This is a genomic window from Bacillus sp. FSL E2-8868 (assembly GCF_038005505.1).
Lineage (GTDB): Bacteria > Bacillota > Bacilli > Bacillales > Bacillaceae_G > Bacillus_A > Bacillus_A mycoides.
In genome coordinates this window covers 1,898,256-1,918,634 of sequence record NZ_JBBOTI010000001.1, presented here as the reverse complement: position 1 = coordinate 1,918,634, position 20,379 = coordinate 1,898,256, and the positions used below count along the sequence as shown (strand labels likewise).

The following is a 20,379-nucleotide window of genomic DNA, read 5'->3' as shown; positions in this document are numbered from 1 at the left end:
CTAAATTGACCTAGCAAGCCTAAAACCGAGATCATCTATATGAAATGTAGGATGACTACGACGGCGACAAGTAGCACCGCACCCTCTCGCTTCTTCAGCCCAGCTACCGCCTCGGAAAATTCGGTACGATCCATATACCTTTTCATCATACAAATCATAACACCATTCCCAAACGTTCCCTAACATATCATATACTCCCCATGCATTCGGTTCTTTTTTACCGACCTCATGAATTTTCCCATCCGAGTTTTTATTATACCAAGCTATCTTATCAAGTTCTCCATATGTATACCCAGTAGTCCCTGCTTTACATGCATATTGCCACTCTGCCTCAGAAGGTAATCGGTAGCCATTTGAATGTAAGTTACAACCAACAATTTGACCGCTATCACTAATAGAATAATACTCTTTTAATCCCGCTTTTTTTGAAAGTAAATTACAAAACACAATTGCATCATTCCATGAGATATTCACAACTGGTTTATTATTATCTTTGAATATATTTGGTGTATTATTCGTAATAGCATCATATAATCCCATCGTTACAGCATATTTCGCAAGAAGAAACGGTTTAACTTGAACTTTCCATTCTTTTTTTATTCGATCATCTCTTAATACTACCTCTCCTGTTGGAACTTTTACCATAAAAGAATCAGTTGAGCGAATGATTTCATTCAATATTACCCCTCCATTCAAAATGGAACATAATTTAATTCTTTTAATGCCCAATTTATACTTACCGTACTTCCTTTAAGAATCGTTGAACCTCACTTGGTGTTTTTAAAATAATAACTCTTTTATCCTTATTGAATTGTTCCAGTCTTTTTACAATTGCAGGCCTTTTTGTCTTAGGATATTCCCATATCCATTTGAAAAATTGCAAGTCAAACCTTTCTTCACATCCAGCACCCATATCTGGCCTTGTTTTATTCCGATATTGCACAATTCTTTTAAAAGCACGATAAACACATATTGTTCTATGAGTATCAAGGAAGATAATTGTATCAGCTGCGTTAATTCTTATGTCCATTGTCCCGCCATAATTCCCATCAATAATCCACTTTTCCCCTTTAACTAATTCATTTTGAACCGTTCTTTGCTCCTCTTTCGGTACACCCTCCCAATTTGGTTTCCAAAATAGTGCATCAAGATGATGCACCTTAATATTTAATTTATTCCCTAACTGTTTTGCTAATGTAGATTTTCCTGAACCACCAGAACCTATTAATATTATTTTTTTCATAAATACCCCTTTTTAAATCTTTTATTTCTTCCGTAGCATAAACTCACCAAGCATTCCTACTCCAACACCAATTGTGTAAGCCACTAAATCACTCCATAAAAATCCGTAACCTAATACGAGTCCACCTAAAGTCGTTGCTCGAATGCTATCTATCCATTCCGCATGGTACAATTGACTAATTTCAATCCCGTAGCAAAATATCAAACTAATAAAAGCTAATTTCCTCGTTTCTATTTTAGGAAACAAAAATCCAAATCCAGTGAAAATCATTAATGCCCATAAAGCATCACCTAAGTACCCATTTAACAAATCTGGTAACGCAAAAGCAAACTTTCTGGAACTAAGACCTAAAATAATAACAACTATAGTAAACATTACATATAGTAATCTATTTCGTTTCGTATTCATTTCAAAAGCTCCTACTTCATAATTTAAAACTGCAAATAGCTAGTAAAATATAGTCATTTTACTAGCTATTTATAGTCGACTTCACTTTGTATTTAATCCAATAACTCTTGCTGCTTTTTCTTTGAAAACGATTGTAGTACTAAATCATACGACCAATCTATCATCTTATTAATTTGTTCTTGTCCTACATCCTTATGTATGTACACTGTATTCCAATGCTTTTTATTCATATGATATCCAGGAATTATTGTTTCTGGGTAATCTTCTCTTATTCGTAAAGCGAGTTCTGGATCACATTTTAATGTGATCGCAGCTTTTTCCCCTTCTTCATGGTTTACTATCGCAAATATTTTATTATTTAATCTCATACATGTTGCACTCCAGCCATCTGGAGAATCTTCTGTCGCTTTTCTTTTCGATAAACAATATGCTCTTGTTGCATTCATTCTAATTGGCACCTCTTATTCTTTCACTATTTGATTACGATGCATCACAATTTGCTTCGTCGCTTTAAATTGCTGTTCACCATAGAACTTTATTAGTTTCTCTCCGCAAAATAGACTAACAATATCAATATGGGATACCTCTTGAAGTAACATTGTAAGCATCTTCTCACCAATTCCCTTGTTTCTTACAATCTCATGTACGACAACATCTTCAATATACGCCCGAAAAACACCGTCAGTAACAACTCTAGCGAATCCAATTAATTCGTTTTCTTCCCATACTCCAATTGCTATACTATTCTTTAACATTTTTTGAATATCGACTTCTTTTCTTTCTGGCCACCAGCCTACAGAATCGTAAAGTTTCTTTATTTTTTCTACACAGATTGGTTGTTCATGTTGTAATTTATACGTGTACATTTTTTCTCCCCTCAACCAGTATACATAATATTATTATAATCTCTTTTCTAAAAAGTGTTGACTATGCCCTTTAGGATGATCTTCAACAACACCATATTCTCGGTATCCGTGCTTTTTATAAAAATCTGGTGCTTGGAAACTAAATGAATCTAGTAAAATGAGTCTACATCCTTTTTCCATCGCAATTCCTTCTATTTTATGTAATAATTGACTACCATAACCATCATGACGAACAGATTCATCAACCCATAAAAAATCTATATGAAGATGATAAAAATACATCGTTCCTGTTACCCCGCCAAAGATTTTTCCATCTTCATCTTTCACTACGAAGCTTACTTGTTCCATCGGCTGTTTTACTTCATCTGACAGCACAGACATGTTATATTGAATTAATTTATTTTTAATGTATTCTCCTTCAGTGCGTGTACCGTTCTCTATGCGTTTCATATATTTCTTCCTTTCAACTTAGTAAGCTATATTTAATTTTTATTTCTTCTCTTTAATATACTGATGAATACAAATCCACCATATGTAACAAAGCATGAAAAACCAATTATTCCTGGTACAGAGACATAGCCTATTCTTACATAACTTATAACTGCAAAACTAGCGATTGATAATAAAATAGATGGCCAAAATATAAGAGCTGTTTTTCTTCGTCTCTGTTTCGATGTACTTTCTTTCTCTTCAGAAACACGTGTGCCAAAAAGCAATACAATACAAATGAGAATCGCTGCAAAATAAATTGTATCTAATGACAAAGTGTGATCGTATAGTGCAATTCCAACTTCAAGAGCAATAATCGTAATGATTAAAATAATGATTGTTGAAGTCTTTAAGTTTCGTTTCAATCACTCACCCCTAATATACTTTTACTGTATTCTTTGTACACGTACCTCAAAGCTTCTATAACGGTTTCATCAACTTGTTTATTATCAAATCGATTAGGTAAATCTCTTCCCCCAATTACATAAAGAAACGGAAATTTATGAAACATTCCTATTATACCAATATTTATTATAGCGGTGGATAAACCACCTGTCATATGAGCTAAATGATAATACGGTATCCCTTCATAATCACCTTGTTGCCTTACCATTCCATTAATAATGGGTTCCCATAATTCTGGTTCTGATTTATATCCTTGAAAAATATGTACTAAAAGTGAAAGAACTTGATTTAACTCTCCGACATTTTGCTCATCTCTAGGGTTTTCCTGTATATGAATCTTTGAAAAGTACGTTAAAACATTTTCTCTGACAGTTTCCCATCCTCCGCAGTGCATAACAATTGACTGAGCTATAGAGCTGTCGTGACATGCTATCATTACTTCAACCGCTTTACTAAGTGTTAATGTAGCTCTGTCTTGTAAGTGAGGATATAACTGCGCACTATCCTCATTTGGATTATACTTAATGTGATGAAGTGTATCACTCCAACTAATTAGTTTATCCTTTACCATCTTTGCTACTGTAAATCCAATTGCCACTTTTGCTGCTGATGCTAAAGGAACGTATAGCTCATTGTTATGGGTAGCAACTATATTTCCATTCTTTGTTGAATAAACAAGTATTCCAACTTGACCAATTTGTATTTCTTTTATTTTTCTAATGACAGCCTGCATATTCATCCCTCTTCTTATATCGTTTTATCATCTTCTCAAAATTCGATATAGAATATAAGAATCCTTTTTTGTTAAATGATAATCATGAATACAATAAGAAAAAGATAGCATGAGATTTCTTCATACTATCTTTTGTAATATATACAATTTCTTTTTAAAATTATTTTTACAGTAATAGATACAGCTATTCTTCAGTAGGATTTTTAGGACCATTAAGCTCCAATTGATAAAAAGCTAAATCTAGCCATCCATTGAACTTATAACCAGCCTTTTTTATTGTTCCCGAATAAACAAATCCGAAGTTTTTATGCATTGCAATGCTTTTTTCATTTTCCGCATCAATTCCAGCAATTAAGGTCATATATTCTCTTTCTTTTGCAATTGTAATTAATTCTTCCATTAAAGAGGACCCAATTCCATTTTTTCTATATTCCTTATCAACATACACAGAATGTTCAACTGAATATTTATAGGCAGGCCATGCCCTAAAGGGGCCAAATGTCGCAAATCCTACTACTTTATTATCCAGCTCGTAGACTAAAATTGGATAGCCATCAGCCTTTTTTTGTTCATACCAATCTATTCTATTTTCAAGGGTTACAGGTTTGTACGCATATACAGCTGTTGAATTAAGGATTGCATCATTATAAATATCTAAAATAAATGTTACATCTTTTTTTATTGCTTCCCTTATCATTGTTTTCTTCCTTTCATAATGATCTTTCTCTGTACCTTTCTTTCAACTGATCTACCTAATAATAATACAAACTTATTTTTACAACCGAATTCTAGATTTTCGAAAACCATCAATTGCATTTAGTACCGCAGATAATATGAAGATAATTATCCCTCCACCAATTAACCACGTTTTAAATTCCTCTGGAGAAATTGTAAACACATTTGCCACATACGTAATGAATCCTTCGTTAAATAAATGAGGATTTACTACGATTACAATGAATACTATTGTTGCAGCTAGCTGTAGTATTGCATTCCCAATTGCCACTCTTTTCGTCCATTGTCCTTGCACTAACTTATAAAGAGATATACCTATTTCGAAAACAATCATAATTACAACGATTGGCCAGTACTGAAGTAAAACATCTTGATTAAAAGTTGGCGCGACAAACTTCAGTCCGTTTTCTGTACCATGATATACACCTACAAGATGATTCGCATAAAAATAAAGTGTTGCCCATATTGCCGTCCACATTAACCCGCCAAATACTTCGAACTTTGAGATCGACTTTTTCTTTGGAACATACGAAGTATTTTTCAAATCATCAGGCGTCCATTTTTTTAAACTTGTCGTCAACGGTTGGGTACCTTTGTCTTTATCTGTTCTTTCTAAAATTGCAAATACAAGTGTCAACCAGAAAAACACATGGAGGACTACTTCGATTATTTCCCCAATTCCTTTACCTATCAAATTTAAAATAACGTTTAATACCGCTTGCTCACCATTATATCCTACAAAATTTTCTGCAACCATTGCAATGAGTGCGATAACAGCTGCAATTGGTATAATCATTTTTAATAACGTCGTATATACATCAAAATAACGTGGTCCAATTAAATGCATCGGTCTATCCAAATATCCATTAGCCAATGAAATGGGACTTCCTAATTTTTCAAGAACTCTTTTTTCGTCGTTTTCACTATAATCATCAGGTAACATATCCTCGATTGTTGACCGTAATTCAAGAATAATATCTTCACGATTTTTTTCAGGTAATCTCTTCGCAACTTCATGGACATACATATCAATCAAACTCATTCTCGTCCTCCTCCTTTAATAGGTTATAAAGTTCTTTCGAATCCTTTATCCACTCCTTTTTCAATTGTAAAAATATCTCTAATCCATATTCACTTAAAACATAATACTTACGAGGTCTACTCTCCGTTTTATCCCAACTACTCGTCACTAGCTCCTGCTTTTCTAATCGGCGAAGTAGTGGATATAAAGTACTTTGATCTATCATGATTCCTGATTGCTCCAATAATTGGACAAGCGAATATCCATATTGCGGCGTTCTTAGTTGACTTAAAACCGCTAATGTCAATGTCCCTCTCCTTAGCTCAGTAATTAATGAATTTAATAAAGTATCCATTCACCCACCTCATTCCCATTACTATATGTCATACAGTATGTGTTTTATACTATGTATCGTACAGTATTATTGTGACAAAAACAATAATTTTCCAAAAAATATATACAATAAAAAGCACAAACTATATAATTTGCGCTTTTCTAGCTAACTTAAATACCTATAACACTCTTAACTTTGTCCCTCTGGTAATAAAAAATCTCCCTTTTCTTTAAGAAATGGAACAACACCTACAATTGCCTCAAAATTGATTACGCCATATACATGCGGGTATTCTTGACCGTTAGAAGCAAGTTCATATTTTATTTCTGCTTTTACTAGGGATGGATCAATTGTAAGTAATAATACATCTTCTTCATGACTGAAATGTTTTTGAGCAACTTTTAAAGCTTGGTCTAATAATGAACAATGAATGAACCCCTCTTCTTTAAGTGAGGCTTCATTAATCTCTCTAGTTGTTTTTGCGATTTCCCAATTTCTTTTTGTTATTACTTTTGTAATCATATCCATTCCTCCTATATCTTTATATAGAAAAAAAGAGGTTTTTCTGTTTATTACTAGAAAATCCTCTTTTTTATTTATTTTAATCCCTTAATTAATGGCGACGCTTCCCCACTATGGAAAATCCATAAATCATGAAGCGATCTCGTACATCCGACATACAATAATTTCGCATCATGTTTTGTATTTTTGTAATGTTCCTCATCAACGTCGGTTAGAAGTACGGCATCAAATTCTAAACCTTTCGCCAAATATACAGGTACTACCGAAATACCACCTTCATATTTGCTTTGATCTGCTTCAATGACATTAACAGTCAACCCTGCATTTGTTAACTTCTCATATATATCACGGCATTCATCGTCTGTTCTTCCAATTACCGCGATTGTTTTCACATCTTCAGTTTGCAAATGCTGTAATGTCTTTAAAACTTCAGTAAATTGGTCCTCTGCCGGAATTACTTTCACGTCTTCACCGCTACGGAAAACTGGAGTTGCGAGTCCCACTGGAATCTCTGCATTTTTAATTATTTCATTCGCGAATTCAATAATTTCTTTTGTAGAACGATAACTTCTCGTCAATTCATAATAACCTGTTTCTTGGAATACTTCCTTAAAAGCACCCCAGTCTTCAATTCCTTGATAATCATAAATTGCTTGAGATAAATCACCTAATATAGTGAAAGAATTACCTAGTGTAATTTCTTTTAATACATATACTTGGAATGGCGAGAAATCTTGCGCTTCATCAATAACGACGTGATGGAATTTTTGTCCAATTTCAATTCCTGTTATGCGATGTTGTATGTAAATTAAAGCTGGTAAGTCTTCTACATACACTTCTTTTTTACGACAATTCTTTTCTGTTTCTTGAACAAGTTCTTCAGGTAATACTTCGAGTATTTCTTTACTCTTTATCATTGAATTATATAGTGAAAGCGGGCTCATTTTCGGCCAAAAATTCATATATGTGTTCAATCTCTTTGTCGCTTCTTTTTTTAGTAATTTTTTCTCGTTTGTTTCTCCAAACTTTTTAAGCTCAATTTCAATCCAGCGCTTCATACGGCCGACTAAACGTTCTCTTCTTTTCTTTAATGGATAGTGTTTATATTCAACCTGCATCCATTTTTTAACGTCTTCCACTGGAATAACAGCTTTATCCCATGCCTCAAAATCTTTTGTTGGCACTAAATCTTTTTCAAATTGAATCATTCTTTCTTCAATAAACGACTTAAATTCCAGCGTGCCTTTCAATTTACCTAGCATAACCTTTTTTTCATCGCGATTAATTGAGAAAGCTTCTTTCAATTTTTCTTCTGTCTGCTTCAGTTTCACCGAACCATCTAACGTACGTAATGCCCAATCTGGAAACGTTGTTTGACTAATATTTCCTACCCCTAACTCAGGAAGTACACTTGAAATATAGTCTAAAAACAAACTGTTTGGAGCGAATACGATCATTCTCTCCGCTTCAAGTTGTTCACGATATTCATAAATTAAAAAAGCAAGGCGATGTAAAGCGATTGTTGTTTTTCCGCTCCCTGCAACCCCTTGAATTAATAACGGTAAGTTTCTTTCCGCACGAATAATATCATTTTGCTCCGATTGTATAGTCGAAACGATATCTTTCAATTTATTATCTTTATTCTCACCTAATCGATATAGAAGAAAATCATCAGCATGTGAGACATCTTCATTTCCTTTCACATATGTATCAACAACACGTTCTAGTTCTCTCTTTCGAATCGAAATGTTTCGTTTTAAATAAACATCGCCTTCTACTAATCCGTCTGGTGAATGATAAAATGCTAATTCTTCACCACCGGTAAATGAATAAAACATACTTGCGACAGGTGCACGCCAATCAATTACAATTGGTTTCATCGTATCTTTATCTGAAACACCTACTTTACCGATGTAAATCGGCATTACGTCTTCCTTGCCATCCTCCTGAAAGTCTAATCTTCCAAAATACGGCTCATGTACACCAATACGTAAGCTTTGTCTATTAGACTCCCTCATACTTTCAAGAATTTGCTCTTTAAAATCTTCTCCATAATAAACCGGGATTTTTTCAAGCTGTTCTAATTGCTCATCCATCGTACATAAAATATCTTTCATTTTTTGTAATTCTTCTTCAAATATGTTACTCATTTGATGATTCCCTCCTGTCCGTTCCAATTTTTTCAGTCGAGATACAATTGTATTAAAAATCCATTCATAAAGTCAATAGTTCGATTGAGAATTTTCCAAATTAAAGAAAAACACAAAAAATATACCTCTTTATCTAAGCTTTTGAAGTATCTTTAAAACAAAATTTTCTCTCTCTTTATTTTTTCATTTCATAGATTGCTTACACAAGGAACTGTATGTAAAAATAATCATTCTAGTTATCCGAATCATTCCACTGACGACTTATTTCTAGGCCATAATCCATATCGTAAACTTCTTTTATAGCTTTAACTTTTTCAAGACTTTCATCACTAAACACAGGTTTATTTTCAAAAGAATGTAGAACGATTCTTTCAAGAAGAATGCCCAGCGAAATATCATGATATTCTGCCATCGCTTTCAAAACTTTTACCATTCTTTTTTCCATCCTAATACCAGTTTGCACACGTTCAACTTTAATTTTTGTGTTTTTTTCATTTATTTGTTCATTATTTTGTTTCATAATTTCACACCCTTAATGCAAAAATATTATTTTGTTACCTTGGTAACAATTTATCATTATAACACCGATGCGTGTTTTGTCAATTGTGTCATTTTATTATTGGTTAAACATAATAGGTTCTCGCCCTATTACTATTATCAAGATAATGTAAATTTGTATCCATATAACGAAAAAAACGCTATTCTTTTTATAGAAATATACAAAAAGGATGGCGTTTTAATATGAATTTATCGATTTTTAATGAACTAGTATTAGTTTTCAAATAATCACAACGATATATGCTGCCTAATAATTTGGAGTGATTAGTTAGAAAGATTTGATTCGCTTAACAAACTAGTGAATATATTTCACAAAAACTAGTATACCTTTGTGTTTTATTTAGCCAAAACATAGCTCATTCTTCATTAACCCAACCTTTCAGTCTTTTAGAAGCTAACAAAGATATTTATATGAGTATAGAAGCACTCAACCAACTATTTTCGTTATTAGATTCTATAAATTTGAAATTCCCTTCACATAAATTCAGCTTAATGTGTACGAGGGAGACGCCCAATCTATTCTTTATTTCTTTTTTACTTTTATACGATACGATAAGCACTCATGTAAAGAAGCTTGCTCTTTATATCGCGATTTCTCAAAATCAAATGCGCCACCCGGGAAAATTGCTACAATATTTAAATTTGCTTCATCACATAGATCGCTAATCTCTTCAACTGTATAGCAACGTAAAGACTGTGTTACAATCTCATTAGGCTGATTAGGATTCCACCAATGATCTAACATTCTTTCATTTATACTATCATATTCATATTTTCGCATCGCTGAACTTAATGGCATTTCTTGTCCACTTACCTTTTTCCAATACAAAGGTTGATAAATATCAATAAGTGCACATCCATCTTCCTTCATCCAATTTTTAATCCGTTTTAGTAGAAACAATTGCTCATCATTTGTTCCTACACCAAATCCATCTAAATAACTAACCACATCAAATTTTTCTTCAAAGTTAATTTGATAAAAATCTCCACAATGAATGGCAATATCACTACTAGAATGTTCTTTTGCAAAGGAAACCAGCTCTGATACAAGTTCAACAGTTGTCATTCTCACACGTAACTTAGACATCGCTCGTGCAAATCCACCATTTCCCGCACCAAGTTCTAACATCGTTTGAAATGGATGACCAACTTGTTCTTGAACTTCTTTAGCAACCTGCTCTAACCAGCTTTCTGTATTGATATCGTAATTCGACAGTTCGAATTGTTTTTGGTAAAATTCCTTCACATTTAATTCGTTCATTATTATTCTCCTCCTGCACTAGATTTTTCTGCTACAGGTGAGAAACTAAATTTCTGACACCCATGAAAAAAAACCATTCTTATTTCTCTATATTTACAATTTATCAAAATAATAGGAATTTTGAAAGTACCAATATAAAAAGCAGATAATGGTCGATTCCACTATCTGCTCTATAGCTGCTTTTATTTTCCTTGTTGATACTCCACCCAATCACCAGAAATGATAACTTTCTTTAGCATCTCTTTATCTTGAGCAATATACACAAATGCACGTATTTCTCTATCACCTAAATAAATCGTTTCGGTGATTCGGTCATATAAATCACTCTCTGCATTACCTGTGTATTCTTCAAGTTCATCTAACTTTTGCAGAACATCATCATTTACTTCATAAACTTCTCCGTATACCTTTTCCCCATTTGAACAAATCATCGCAGGATACCCTTCGTATGTATCAAATAATTTACCATACGTCCATGCTTCGTCTGCGATGCATATTGCACCTTGCATAATATGAGCATTCGTTTGCTCTTTTCTTAACGTGCCATACACGAAAACGTGATGCATAAATCCCTATCCCCTTTATATGTCTCTACTTTCTAATTTGTAAATAAGCACGAATCATAAAGTAACTCACTTCATTTGGAAGTTGGTCCTTAATCGATTTCAGACCACCCTCTGCATTTTGCACGGCAGTTTCAATTAGAGCTTCATACTCTGCTGGAACAAAGCTATTCCAGTCTACTTCCATTCCATCTTCAAAGCAGCGAATTAAATGATTTTCAATTGTTTGTCTTGATAAGCTACGTTCTTTAGCAATTTCATCTAGATCAATGCCTTGTTTATACATTTCATACGTTTCTAAATGAGAATTCGCTGACGCTTTTCCTGATTTTTTACTCTCTGAAACAACTTCAGTCTTAATTGTTTCCGCATAGTTTGGGTTATCCTCAATAAAGTGCTGAACTGCTTGTAAGAAGTGAGACCCGTACTTCACAAGTTTGTGTTCTCCGATTCCTTTTACAGTTAGGAGTTCGGAGTCACTTTGCGGCATTTTCACACACATATCTTTTAACGTTTGGTCAGAGAAAATAACGAACGGCGGTACACCTTCTCCTTGTGCAATTTCTTTACGTACTTCACGAAGCACTTCAAATAAAGGATGATCTTGAACAATTTGTCTCGTTTCTACTCGTTCTTTACGTAAAACATTCTCTTTACCAAGTAATACTTCTTTTCCTTTTTCCGTTACTTTTAATGTTGGATACGTACCATGTTCAACTGCAATTAACTCATCTGAAATTAAAAACTCAATAAACTCACTGACTTCTTTTACACTACGGTTTGATAAAAGACCGTACGTTGGCAAAGTATGAAAATTAAATTCAATGACTTTCTTATTTTTAGATCCAGTTAATACTTGTGCAATCATTTGCTTTCCGAATCGTTGGTTCGTCCTAATCATACAAGATAGTACCATTTGGGATTCTCTCGTCACATCGATACTTTCACGGTCGTCCGTACAATTACCGCAGCGACCACAATCTTCCTTCGGCTCTTCTCCGAAGTATTGCAAAATAAATGATTGTAAACATTGTTCTGTATGACAGTAATCGGTCATATTTTGGAGTTTTTCAAGCTCATTTGAAAAACGTGATTCTCCAGTTGATTGATCGATTAAAAAGCGTTGTACTTGCACATCTTGAGAAGAATATAACAAAATACATTCACTATCTAATCCATCACGACCAGCACGTCCTGCTTCTTGATAGTAACTTTCCATATTTTTTGGAAGTTGATAATGGATAACGTAACGTATATTCGATTTATCTATACCCATTCCAAATGCAGATGTTGCCACCATAACACTTATTTCATCTCGTAAAAAGAGTTCTTGCTGTTCATTTCGATCGTGGTCGCTCATACCAGCATGATATTTCGATACCGAAACTCCTGCTTTCCCTAAATCTTCATATAACTGATCGACTACTTTTCTTGTCGCTGCATAAATAATCCCAGATTCCTTCTGATTTTGACGAATATAATCTGCTAAATACGCATTACGATCCTGTCCTTTAATTACTGAAAACGATAAGTTCTCGCGCTCGAACGTTGTCATAATTGTATTTTCTTGATTAATTTCAAGCGTATTGCAAATATCTTCACGAACTTGTGGTGTTGCCGTAGCAGTTAACGCTAATACGAGCGGCTTTTCTGGAAGATAATCTAATATGCGATGTATATGTAAATAACTAGGACGGAAATCATGTCCCCACTGCGAAATACAGTGCGCCTCATCAATTGCAATCATCGGGATTTTCATATCGATAAGTTGATCAACAAATTCCATTGAATCAAGACGCTCAGGCGCCACATAAAGTAACTTATAATGGCCTTGTTTCGCTAATTGAATTCGTTGATTTGCTTCTGTAATAGAAATAGAACTATTAATATAAGTAGCTGAAATACCGTTTTGTACTAATGTATCTACTTGGTCTTTCATAAGTGAAATCAAAGGTGAAATAACTAATGTCGTTCCTTCGAATACTAATGCGGGAATTTGATAACAAATTGACTTACCACCACCCGTAGGCATAATACAGACTGTATCTTTCCCATCTAATACATTTTTAATTGTTTCATCTTGTCCTCTTCGGAATGACGAATAACCGAAATAAGACGCTAAAAGTTCTTGTGCTTTTGTAAACAAAAAAGAGTCACCTGCTTTTCTTTATCTTTCATCTATTCCCATTATATCATCAAACTGATTCTCGCCACTTTGAATTTTATAAGTATTTGAGTTCTATTTGCTTCCTACGTTTTCCAACATAAAAAAACAAATCTAGTACACAAGAAGAAAGAATTTCAAAATGAATATTCATTTAATTTACCTTCCTAGAATACTACTAAACGTATACATATGAATTTGAGGAGGTTAAATTATGAAGAGTCGTTACAATAATTCCAACAAACCTAAAGCATCAAATAAACAACTCCAATTCTCTAATAATGATGCGTGGAAATATGAATCATTTTATAAGTATCAGCCCATATTTTCTTATAGCAAGCTTATGAATTTCCTTTCTCAACTTTTTAAACGTTAATACATGTGCCAAATATATATCATTCAAACAAATTTTCTCAACATATAACTTATAGACTTACTACAATACAGTTGTTACCATATATAATAATCTGTTAGATAAACCCCTTATGTTGACCTGCTTAAATTAGCAGGTCTTTTTTTATACTTACATATTGCAATGAATCGTAGCCTGGCTGAAAAGTCTTTTCTCCATTTTAGAACCCTATTCCGCTCTCCACAAATGATTATAATTCCAAAAAGCAAAATATAAATCCGCTACATTCATACAAGCAATTCATTTTTTCTCAATACACAAAGTGAATTTCATTTGTTACTATAAAAGTACTCTAGACGAGTTTTTGCTCATCAACATTATCTAGTTAAAGGGATCTGCCGCGGGAAGCAGGTCCCTTTGACTTTATTAAAGCCCCACTTTCATTTGGACACATTTACCAGGTTTCTTTAAAAGAATTTTATGATAATATTACGTAGTCGAGTCCGACATCTCGGCAATACCCTTTTGAGGTCCTGCAATTTCCCTTGCAGGACCTCTATTATTTTAAAATTCTTTTTATTCATATATATCATAAGTGTGTTTTTTATTCCCCTTCAACTTTCTCCTTTTCCAACTCTCAAAAAAACTCTTGGACACGTAACTTAAAAATAACGTTTATCATATTGTGAGATATACATGTTCAAAGGAGTGTAACTATTTATGTATACTTATTGGCAATCGTATTACTCCCCTTATCATATCACTAATGGAAACTTCGATTCATTTGCACGAAATTACCGAGTTAGTAAAAATGAAAACTTTCTAAAAGGATATATGCGTTCTTTATGGGAACAACACGTTGCTTGGACACGATTAGCCATTATAGGCATCATCTTTAACTTGCCCGACGTAAACGTTACCGTTGGACGTCTTCTACAAAATGCAACACACATGGGGCTATCACTTGAACCATTCTACGGAGAAAATGCAGTAAAAAAATATAGTGCATTAATTAAAGACCACTTAACAATCGCTGCTGATCTTGTTAAAGCCGCAAAAGCTGGTGATCAAAACGCAGCGGCCGCTATAGAAAAGAAATGGTACGCTAATGGTGATGAAATCACTGAATTTCTTAACAGTATCAATCCATATATAGAAAAAGAAGAATTCAGAAAAATGTTTTATGAGCATTTAGCGTTAACGAAAGCGGAAGCACTTGCCTTCCTAAATAAAGATTATGATGCCAGTGTAAAACTATACGATAAAATTGAAAAAGAAGCATTAGAAATGGCCGACATGATAACAAACGCAATCGTAAAACAATTTCCGCAAGTATTTCAATAAAAATAAGCCGATTTGAAAAAACAAATCGGCTTATTTAGTTTTCTATCAATGATATTTCACCACTCCTCTTTACATTTAACCTATATCGATATATTTTATTAATATCCGTTTTTTATAGGAGGAAATAGTTTGATTAACGCAATTGGTCTCGTATTTATTCTCACAAATAAGCACGAGAAAAAGAAGAAAGTTTATCTGAATGAAAAATTCGCATTAATAGACATTATTGATTCTAAAGAAGTATTTGATGATGAAGGTAACTCATTAGTAGAACTAACATGTAAATACAGCATATACTTAGACGAAAAATACTATTGTAAATCTCTCGATGATTATACTGGACAAGTATTCCCCTTCTTAAGCGCAAAAATAGGAAAGGGACTTCTTAGAAACTTAAATTATTACTTTTCTTACGTTGATGCCTATGATAAAAAACCACCTGTTAAAGAAATAAGACCTCTTATGAAACAAGTAACTAACAGATAGCGGACAGTATTCAAAAAGAAAGCACCTAACTTCAGATGCTTTCTTTTTTTGAATCAGTAACTCTCTAACTTTCATCTCCTTCTAAATATATATACCCAAGCATACTTTAAAATAAAAACATTGGAGGATTAGGCTGAATGAAATATTCAGAATCAATCGTAAGTAAACGGCTTCGAAAACTTAAAACAACTGGTATGTTTTTTATACTATTTTTAATCGCATGGCTTGGATATACAAAATTCCTTTATGGAAATGGTTTTCTTCTAGAAAAGAAAAATTCAGTTGAAGTAATGAATACTAGCGTTACTGGAGAAATAGAAAAGAATTTCGATGTAAACTTACAAGGTTTTCGTAAAACGAACCTTGATACACTTATAGATGCTAGTAAAACCGATCTTAGCGAACTATCCTTAATTGAACTTATCAACACATCTTGTTCTAAAGATTGCATTGGCGAACCTTTAACTTACGTTAAATCAAACCACGGATATATCTTTTATAAGGAATCTAATGGTACTAATGTAGCTTTAAAGATTATAAAACAAGATTCATGGGAAATTGAAAAAAAATCTGTTCAAGATGGAATTTAAAAGGTTTATACACAAAAAGAGTACTTACTTCAAAGTACTCTTTTTAAAATATTACCACTTACGACATTTATCATCATCGTCGTCACGTTTACGATTGCGACGGCAATCATCACAATCACAGTCACGTTTACGTCTACAACCACAATCATCACAATCTCTGCGTCTACATCTTCCAAACATTAAATCATCCCAAAATCTATTACAATCTCTGCGTCTACAACCACAATTATTACACATGAATATGACTCTCCCCTAATATAAAATAGAATTCATCATATTCTATGTTTAAAAAGGTAAAAATGCTTGTTTACTAGTCTATTTTAAATGTATTAATTTGGCATAATTTGAATCTATATTACTAATTTATCCCTATACTTCCTTCTGCGCTTCCACAGCCCCCTTCAATCTCTGCAACATATACCCAATTCCTTTACACCCTTCTAATGGATATGTAATGATTTCTTCTGGATATAGCTTCGTCACTACTTTTTTATGCTTCTTTCCCGCAAGTAAGACGATCTCTTCAAACTGAAGTAAATCTTTATCAACCATCTGTTGTTTTAATTGTTCTATGCTAATAATCTCATTACTCTTTGAATCAAATGCAAGATCATAGTTTTCTTGTACGATATCATTTGGTCTTAAGAATCCATGCTTTGCTGATAATATAACCCAATTCTCAAAAAACTCAGTTGCATACGCCTGACATGCTTTTCCGAATGGACTAATATATACATCTTTTGCCTCTGCCTCTCCGTAATCTGAGTACTTATCCCAAATTTTCTTCTTTCCGCATGGAATAATGCATAATCTTTTCATTGTTATTTCTTACCTCGCTTCTAACTTTTTAAATATAAAAATAGAGAATTCTCCACTTCTTCATACTCAGCTTCTATGTCTCCAATTCCCACAACGTTCCAACTATTATTTTTTTCTACTGGTTTTTCATTCATAATGATATGAACTTGTTTCATATTTTTATAATCTTCTTCAAAAGATGCTAAAACAGGCTGATTTAGCATATATGTTTTATTATGCATACTTACACTTACAAAGGTTTTATGTAATGCTTTATTTCCCTTTAAATTTACGTTCATTGGATTAAACATATTTAATTTTATATCCCCTATAATATACAGGTGATATCCTTTTTTCTCATTAAATTCTTTAAAATCCTTGTCTCTTTCGTTTTGAACAAAATGAATCATTTGCTTTGTTTCATTACTTATTGTAATTTCATTGTTTAAATCCAAATCCACATTTATATTTTGTTTTAAAAAAGCATATAGCGATTTATCACTATTAAAGAAGCTCGTTTTCCACTCAGGAAGGATTTCATCTAATAATAAACATAAAAACATTCCTGAGCTATAACAACTCTTTCTTATGTTACAATTAGCTTCATATGCATCTAAAATTAATCTACTATATTTTCGTAATGTTTCACTTTCATCATTATTACATACTGTATTGTAAGCATTCATTTCAACATACCAAGCAGGCCCTTCTATACTTTCAACCATACACTCGTATGTTACAAACTCTTCTTTCATAAAATTAGCCCTTTGCTCTCTTAGTTCAATAAATTGCTTAATATAGTTATTCTTCTCAGCTTGTGACTTACAATGAACAGCATCATATAAACAAATTCGTTCTTTATTTCGTAATTCAATATTTTCTTCTAATATAGGATATTGAAATCCTAGGGATTCATTTGGAAATCTACTTTCACCATTCAAATATTGATAACAATGAAAAAGTTCATGCACTACAATCGCAAATAAACTTTCATAATCTCTATACCTATTCATATTGACGATGGCAGTTGGATAATCTTTGAATATGATGAATGTATCTCCTTTAAATTGTTCATTCCAATTTAAAACGGTATACCCATCATCATCCTCTGTCAGAAATAATGGATGATGAAATACATACACATACTCATCATCATACAATGCAAAAGCAGCCCTCTTAAAATCAGGCCATAGCTTATACAATAACTCCATATTTATATCTTGCTTCATTCTATTTAATATATTGTCCATTATACAAATCCCCCCTATATCATTCTTTATATATATCATCTACCCTATTTTCAAATAACCATTTCATTTACATAATTACAAAAATATATATCTTGTACATAATTTTCCAAATGAAAACTTATCATGTATTATATAAATATAGTCATAACATTGGTATTAAAAGGAGGTGAACAATTATGAAAAATATACTCCCAGCATTATTAGCTTATATTATTGTTTGTATCATCGCAATTATCATTCCAGCATCTGACGGCTATAATAATGTAGGATGGAAATTATTCGTTGGGCAAGCGTACGCAATACCTATTTTCATTATTGCTGCTATTGTTACATTTTATATAAACAAGAAACGATCTTATGAATAAAGAGGATAGCGAATGCTATCCTTATTTTAATTCACTTATAAACTTCAACACAGCTCCAGCAGTACTTTGTACCATTTCTTGCGAAAAATCAAATGCAACACCTGTATTTTCATAAATTTCCTGTATGGAAACGTTCCAATCCGCACTCGTTCCCTCTTTAAAGAAAGTAATCGCTTTTTCTTGATTCTCCCGATATATTTGAAATAATTGTAGTGCTCCTAATTGTGCAATTGCATATTCAATTTTGTAAAAAGGATACTGAATATAATGGAACGATTCTATCCAACTCGCACCAAGCCCTTCCTCATAGCCTGTAATATCGATTGACGAAAATTTATACCTTTTACATAATTCAAGATATTTCTCATCCCGTTCTTCTGATGAATGATTTGGATTGGTATAGAGCCAATGCTGAAATAGATCACCTGAAACTGGCGTAATTAATAAAGACAAAGCTCGATGCAGTTGTTCTCGTTGTGCCTTCTTATATTCATTCTCTTCCTTATAAAAAATGTTAAGTTTATCCATTAGTAATAGCTCGAGACTATGAGAATACAACTCAGCTACTTCTTCACGAAGATATTTTTCTTGCATACTACTTTCATTGTTAAACTGTTTATTGAAATGAAGTGCATGACCCACTTCATGTATGAGTGCATTAATTGCGTTAAATGATAGACTAAAATTAGAATAAATAAAAACCTCTTGGTTATAAGGTAAGGTAAAACAAGCAGCCCCCGGCGCCTTATTTTCCCGTTCTTCTACGTCAATTAATCCTGATTTCCTTATATGAATAAATTCCTCATGAAAATATGAATCTGTCTTTCTTAACATCTCTTCAATCCCATCCAATAAATCATTGGAATTTTGAAATGAAACTTTCTGCAATGTACAAGGAGCAAGATCCCATGGAAGATACGCTTTTACACCAAGATCCTTTTTAAAAAGATTCCCTAATCGTTTCCATACGGGTACAACCAGCTTCTCTATAGATTCATGAAGCGTATAACAGTCTTCAATACTATATTCTCTGTTTTTTAGCTTGAAAATATATTCGCTATAATTGTTAAACCCTGCATTTAGGGCCATTTGATTCCGTAATTGTACAAGTTCATTCATAATACAATCTATTTCTGGTTTTACTACACTTCGTGCTTCACATAAAGCATGCCATGCCTTTTCACGAATGCTTCTATTTGGGTTATCCAACTCTGCTTTAACGTATGCGTACGTCCTTATTTCGTTGTTCCAATTGATTGTTATGTTAGACATAATTTCTCTATACTTCGTTATAAAACCCCCCTCCTTAACGGCAAGAGAAATATTCTTTTCATTAAATAATTCGCTGTTCACCAATCTTACTTTTTTCATGTATCCGTATTTTCGTTCATCCAATAGCTTTGAAAACGGACAATCACTAAATTTCCGATCAAATTTTGCATTGTATTTTTTTAAAAGTGGTTGAATACTATTTTGGTTATATTTATGTAGATTACGTATTGTACTGTCTTTCGTATCTCTATACACAGCAATTAATTGACTCGTTAACACCTCTTCTACTTCAGCAGTTAAACGCTGTTCCTTTATTAGCCATTCCTCTAATTCAGCAACAGAAGAAATATTTTGATTTAAAAGTGATTGAAATTTGTTTTCCAACGTTTCCAAGTCATAACATTTCCTATTTCCATCCCTTTTTAACGTCTTTGAACCATTAAACATACGCAAACCTCCTTGTTTAAAAT

25 protein-coding genes and 1 pseudogene are annotated in these 20,379 nt (G+C 32.9%); 5 read left to right on the top strand and 21 right to left on the bottom strand.

Going from position 1 to position 20,379, the window contains the following annotated elements; translation table 11 throughout:
- From NSS74_RS10065 to NSS74_RS10000, 14 genes are all read right to left on the bottom strand, one after another.
- Complete coding sequence (locus NSS74_RS10065; protein ID WP_016091526.1) at positions 1-678, bottom strand: formylglycine-generating enzyme family protein; 678 nt, start codon at positions 676-678, stop codon at positions 1-3.
- A gap of 58 nt (positions 679-736) precedes the next feature.
- Positions 737-1,243, bottom strand: a complete 507-nt coding sequence (locus tag NSS74_RS10060; protein WP_016091527.1) for a DNA topology modulation protein — start codon at positions 1,241-1,243, stop codon at positions 737-739.
- Between the two features lie 21 nt (positions 1,244-1,264).
- Positions 1,265-1,651 (bottom strand): ribosomal maturation YjgA family protein, encoded by a 387-nt coding sequence (locus NSS74_RS10055; protein WP_002136723.1) that lies wholly within the window; start codon positions 1,649-1,651, stop codon positions 1,265-1,267.
- 92 nt (positions 1,652-1,743) lie between these two features.
- Positions 1,744-2,097 carry an MmcQ/YjbR family DNA-binding protein gene (locus tag NSS74_RS10050; protein ID WP_016091529.1) on the bottom strand — a complete coding sequence of 118 codons (354 nt, stop codon included), beginning with the start codon at positions 2,095-2,097 and terminating at the stop codon, positions 1,744-1,746.
- A gap of 15 nt (positions 2,098-2,112) precedes the next feature.
- A complete protein-coding gene (locus NSS74_RS10045; RefSeq protein WP_215600473.1) occupies positions 2,113-2,517 on the bottom strand; it encodes a GNAT family N-acetyltransferase in 405 nt (134 codons plus the stop codon).
- A 33-nt stretch (positions 2,518-2,550) separates the two neighbouring features.
- A complete protein-coding gene (locus NSS74_RS10040; RefSeq protein WP_002136725.1) occupies positions 2,551-2,967 on the bottom strand; it encodes a GNAT family N-acetyltransferase in 417 nt (138 codons plus the stop codon).
- 32 nt (positions 2,968-2,999) lie between these two features.
- Entirely contained in the window at positions 3,000-3,371 is a 372-nt protein-coding gene (locus NSS74_RS10035; RefSeq protein ID WP_002136727.1) for a hypothetical protein, read from the bottom strand.
- Positions 3,368-4,144, bottom strand: a complete 777-nt coding sequence (locus NSS74_RS10030; RefSeq protein ID WP_201052281.1) for a serine hydrolase — start codon at positions 4,142-4,144, stop codon at positions 3,368-3,370. Before NSS74_RS10030 ends, NSS74_RS10035 begins: the two co-directional genes overlap by 4 nt.
- A 184-nt stretch (positions 4,145-4,328) precedes the next feature.
- Complete coding sequence (locus NSS74_RS10025; RefSeq protein WP_215600474.1) at positions 4,329-4,841, bottom strand: GNAT family N-acetyltransferase; 513 nt, start codon at positions 4,839-4,841, stop codon at positions 4,329-4,331.
- Positions 4,842-4,919: 78 nt separating this feature from the next.
- Entirely contained in the window at positions 4,920-5,921 is a 1,002-nt protein-coding gene (locus NSS74_RS10020; RefSeq protein ID WP_215600475.1) for an HAAS signaling domain-containing protein, read from the bottom strand.
- Positions 5,908-6,255, bottom strand: a complete 348-nt coding sequence (locus NSS74_RS10015; protein ID WP_002085093.1) for a PadR family transcriptional regulator — start codon at positions 6,253-6,255, stop codon at positions 5,908-5,910. Before NSS74_RS10015 ends, NSS74_RS10020 begins: the two co-directional genes overlap by 14 nt.
- A gap of 168 nt (positions 6,256-6,423) precedes the next feature.
- Positions 6,424-6,756, bottom strand: coding sequence for a DUF952 domain-containing protein (locus NSS74_RS10010; protein WP_215600476.1), 333 nt, complete (start codon positions 6,754-6,756; stop codon positions 6,424-6,426).
- A gap of 74 nt (positions 6,757-6,830) precedes the next feature.
- Positions 6,831-8,906: a HelD family protein gene (locus NSS74_RS10005; RefSeq protein WP_215600477.1), complete on the bottom strand. Its 2,076-nt coding sequence runs from the start codon at positions 8,904-8,906 to the stop codon at positions 6,831-6,833.
- A 232-nt stretch (positions 8,907-9,138) separates the two neighbouring features.
- The gene (locus NSS74_RS10000; RefSeq protein ID WP_016101269.1) at positions 9,139-9,426 is read right to left on the bottom strand and encodes a hypothetical protein; all 288 of its coding nucleotides are present in this window, start codon (positions 9,424-9,426) and stop codon (positions 9,139-9,141) included.
- Positions 9,427-9,761: 335 nt separating this feature from the next.
- Between NSS74_RS10000 and NSS74_RS27935 the strand changes: the two are divergent.
- Positions 9,762-9,908 (top strand): annotated as a pseudogene (locus NSS74_RS27935) (IS4 family transposase); the annotation flags it as partial.
- A 79-nt stretch (positions 9,909-9,987) separates the two neighbouring features.
- On the opposite strand, the gene NSS74_RS09995 reads toward NSS74_RS27935, so the two are convergent.
- The 3 genes from NSS74_RS09995 to recQ all read right to left on the bottom strand — a co-directional run bounded on the left by NSS74_RS09995 (position 9,988) and on the right by recQ (position 13,434).
- Positions 9,988-10,725 (bottom strand): class I SAM-dependent methyltransferase, encoded by a 738-nt coding sequence (locus NSS74_RS09995; protein ID WP_215600478.1) that lies wholly within the window; start codon positions 10,723-10,725, stop codon positions 9,988-9,990.
- A gap of 182 nt (positions 10,726-10,907) precedes the next feature.
- Positions 10,908-11,291: a gamma-glutamylcyclotransferase family protein gene (locus tag NSS74_RS09990; protein WP_002085085.1), complete on the bottom strand. Its 384-nt coding sequence runs from the start codon at positions 11,289-11,291 to the stop codon at positions 10,908-10,910.
- A gap of 25 nt (positions 11,292-11,316) precedes the next feature.
- A complete protein-coding gene (gene recQ / locus NSS74_RS09985) occupies positions 11,317-13,434 on the bottom strand; it encodes a DNA helicase RecQ (RefSeq protein ID WP_215600479.1) in 2,118 nt (705 codons plus the stop codon).
- 1,090 nt (positions 13,435-14,524) lie between these two features.
- Here recQ and NSS74_RS09980 point away from each other — a divergent pair.
- The 3 genes from NSS74_RS09980 (at position 14,525) to NSS74_RS09970 (ending at position 16,224) form a co-directional block, all read left to right on the top strand.
- Entirely contained in the window at positions 14,525-15,148 is a 624-nt protein-coding gene (locus NSS74_RS09980; RefSeq protein WP_215600480.1) for an acetylglutamate kinase, read from the top strand.
- Between the two features lie 129 nt (positions 15,149-15,277).
- Entirely contained in the window at positions 15,278-15,634 is a 357-nt protein-coding gene (locus tag NSS74_RS09975; protein WP_000606233.1) for a hypothetical protein, read from the top strand.
- A 137-nt stretch (positions 15,635-15,771) separates the two neighbouring features.
- Complete coding sequence (locus tag NSS74_RS09970) at positions 15,772-16,224, top strand: hypothetical protein (protein WP_002142080.1); 453 nt, start codon at positions 15,772-15,774, stop codon at positions 16,222-16,224.
- Between the two features lie 51 nt (positions 16,225-16,275).
- Here NSS74_RS09970 and NSS74_RS09965 read toward each other — a convergent pair whose 3' ends face one another.
- The 3 genes from NSS74_RS09965 to NSS74_RS09955 all read right to left on the bottom strand — a co-directional run bounded on the left by NSS74_RS09965 (position 16,276) and on the right by NSS74_RS09955 (position 18,272).
- Positions 16,276-16,461, bottom strand: coding sequence for a hypothetical protein (locus NSS74_RS09965; protein ID WP_002085081.1), 186 nt, complete (start codon positions 16,459-16,461; stop codon positions 16,276-16,278).
- A 132-nt stretch (positions 16,462-16,593) separates the two neighbouring features.
- Positions 16,594-17,043, bottom strand: a complete 450-nt coding sequence (locus NSS74_RS09960; RefSeq protein ID WP_016101265.1) for a DUF6884 domain-containing protein — start codon at positions 17,041-17,043, stop codon at positions 16,594-16,596.
- 20 nt (positions 17,044-17,063) lie between these two features.
- Positions 17,064-18,272 (bottom strand): hypothetical protein, encoded by a 1,209-nt coding sequence (locus tag NSS74_RS09955; RefSeq protein WP_002192850.1) that lies wholly within the window; start codon positions 18,270-18,272, stop codon positions 17,064-17,066.
- A gap of 176 nt (positions 18,273-18,448) precedes the next feature.
- On the opposite strand from NSS74_RS09955, the gene NSS74_RS09950 reads away from it, so the two are divergent.
- A complete protein-coding gene (locus NSS74_RS09950) occupies positions 18,449-18,637 on the top strand; it encodes a DUF4017 family protein (RefSeq protein ID WP_002032631.1) in 189 nt (62 codons plus the stop codon).
- Between the two features lie 21 nt (positions 18,638-18,658).
- On the opposite strand, the gene NSS74_RS09945 is transcribed toward NSS74_RS09950, so the two are convergent.
- Positions 18,659-20,356: a M3 family oligoendopeptidase gene (locus NSS74_RS09945; RefSeq protein WP_340813472.1), complete on the bottom strand. Its 1,698-nt coding sequence runs from the start codon at positions 20,354-20,356 to the stop codon at positions 18,659-18,661.
- Between the last annotated feature and the right edge of the window lie 23 nt (positions 20,357-20,379).

What these genes read in the sequence shown, in the direction of transcription:
- NSS74_RS10060 (WP_016091527.1), bottom strand. Translation starts at nt 1,243, where the DNA reads ATGAAAAAAATAATATTAATAGGTTCTGGTGGTTCAGGAAAATCTACA.
- NSS74_RS10055 (WP_002136723.1), bottom strand. Translation starts at nt 1,651, where the DNA reads ATGAATACGAAACGAAATAGATTACTATATGTAATGTTTACTATAGTT.
- NSS74_RS10050 (WP_016091529.1), bottom strand. Translation starts at nt 2,097, where the DNA reads ATGAATGCAACAAGAGCATATTGTTTATCGAAAAGAAAAGCGACAGAA.
- NSS74_RS10045 (WP_215600473.1), bottom strand. Translation starts at nt 2,517, where the DNA reads ATGTACACGTATAAATTACAACATGAACAACCAATCTGTGTAGAAAAA.
- NSS74_RS10040 (WP_002136725.1), bottom strand. Translation starts at nt 2,967, where the DNA reads ATGAAACGCATAGAGAACGGTACACGCACTGAAGGAGAATACATTAAA.
- NSS74_RS10030 (WP_201052281.1), bottom strand. Translation starts at nt 4,144, where the DNA reads ATGCAGGCTGTCATTAGAAAAATAAAAGAAATACAAATTGGTCAAGTT.
- NSS74_RS10025 (WP_215600474.1), bottom strand. Translation starts at nt 4,841, where the DNA reads ATGATAAGGGAAGCAATAAAAAAAGATGTAACATTTATTTTAGATATT.
- NSS74_RS10020 (WP_215600475.1), bottom strand. Translation starts at nt 5,921, where the DNA reads ATGAGTTTGATTGATATGTATGTCCATGAAGTTGCGAAGAGATTACCT.
- NSS74_RS10015 (WP_002085093.1), bottom strand. Translation starts at nt 6,255, where the DNA reads ATGGATACTTTATTAAATTCATTAATTACTGAGCTAAGGAGAGGGACA.
- NSS74_RS10010 (WP_215600476.1), bottom strand. Translation starts at nt 6,756, where the DNA reads ATGATTACAAAAGTAATAACAAAAAGAAATTGGGAAATCGCAAAAACA.
- NSS74_RS10005 (WP_215600477.1), bottom strand. Translation starts at nt 8,906, where the DNA reads ATGAGTAACATATTTGAAGAAGAATTACAAAAAATGAAAGATATTTTA.
- NSS74_RS10000 (WP_016101269.1), bottom strand. Translation starts at nt 9,426, where the DNA reads ATGAAACAAAATAATGAACAAATAAATGAAAAAAACACAAAAATTAAA.
- NSS74_RS09995 (WP_215600478.1), bottom strand. Translation starts at nt 10,725, where the DNA reads ATGAACGAATTAAATGTGAAGGAATTTTACCAAAAACAATTCGAACTG.
- NSS74_RS09990 (WP_002085085.1), bottom strand. Translation starts at nt 11,291, where the DNA reads ATGCATCACGTTTTCGTGTATGGCACGTTAAGAAAAGAGCAAACGAAT.
- NSS74_RS09980 (WP_215600480.1), top strand. Translation starts at nt 14,525, where the DNA reads ATGTATACTTATTGGCAATCGTATTACTCCCCTTATCATATCACTAAT.
- NSS74_RS09970 (WP_002142080.1), top strand. Translation starts at nt 15,772, where the DNA reads ATGAAATATTCAGAATCAATCGTAAGTAAACGGCTTCGAAAACTTAAA.
- NSS74_RS09965 (WP_002085081.1), bottom strand. Translation starts at nt 16,461, where the DNA reads ATGTGTAATAATTGTGGTTGTAGACGCAGAGATTGTAATAGATTTTGG.
- NSS74_RS09960 (WP_016101265.1), bottom strand. Translation starts at nt 17,043, where the DNA reads ATGAAAAGATTATGCATTATTCCATGCGGAAAGAAGAAAATTTGGGAT.
- NSS74_RS09955 (WP_002192850.1), bottom strand. Translation starts at nt 18,272, where the DNA reads ATGGACAATATATTAAATAGAATGAAGCAAGATATAAATATGGAGTTA.
- NSS74_RS09950 (WP_002032631.1), top strand. Translation starts at nt 18,449, where the DNA reads ATGAAAAATATACTCCCAGCATTATTAGCTTATATTATTGTTTGTATC.
- NSS74_RS09945 (WP_340813472.1), bottom strand. Translation starts at nt 20,356, where the DNA reads ATGTTTAATGGTTCAAAGACGTTAAAAAGGGATGGAAATAGGAAATGT.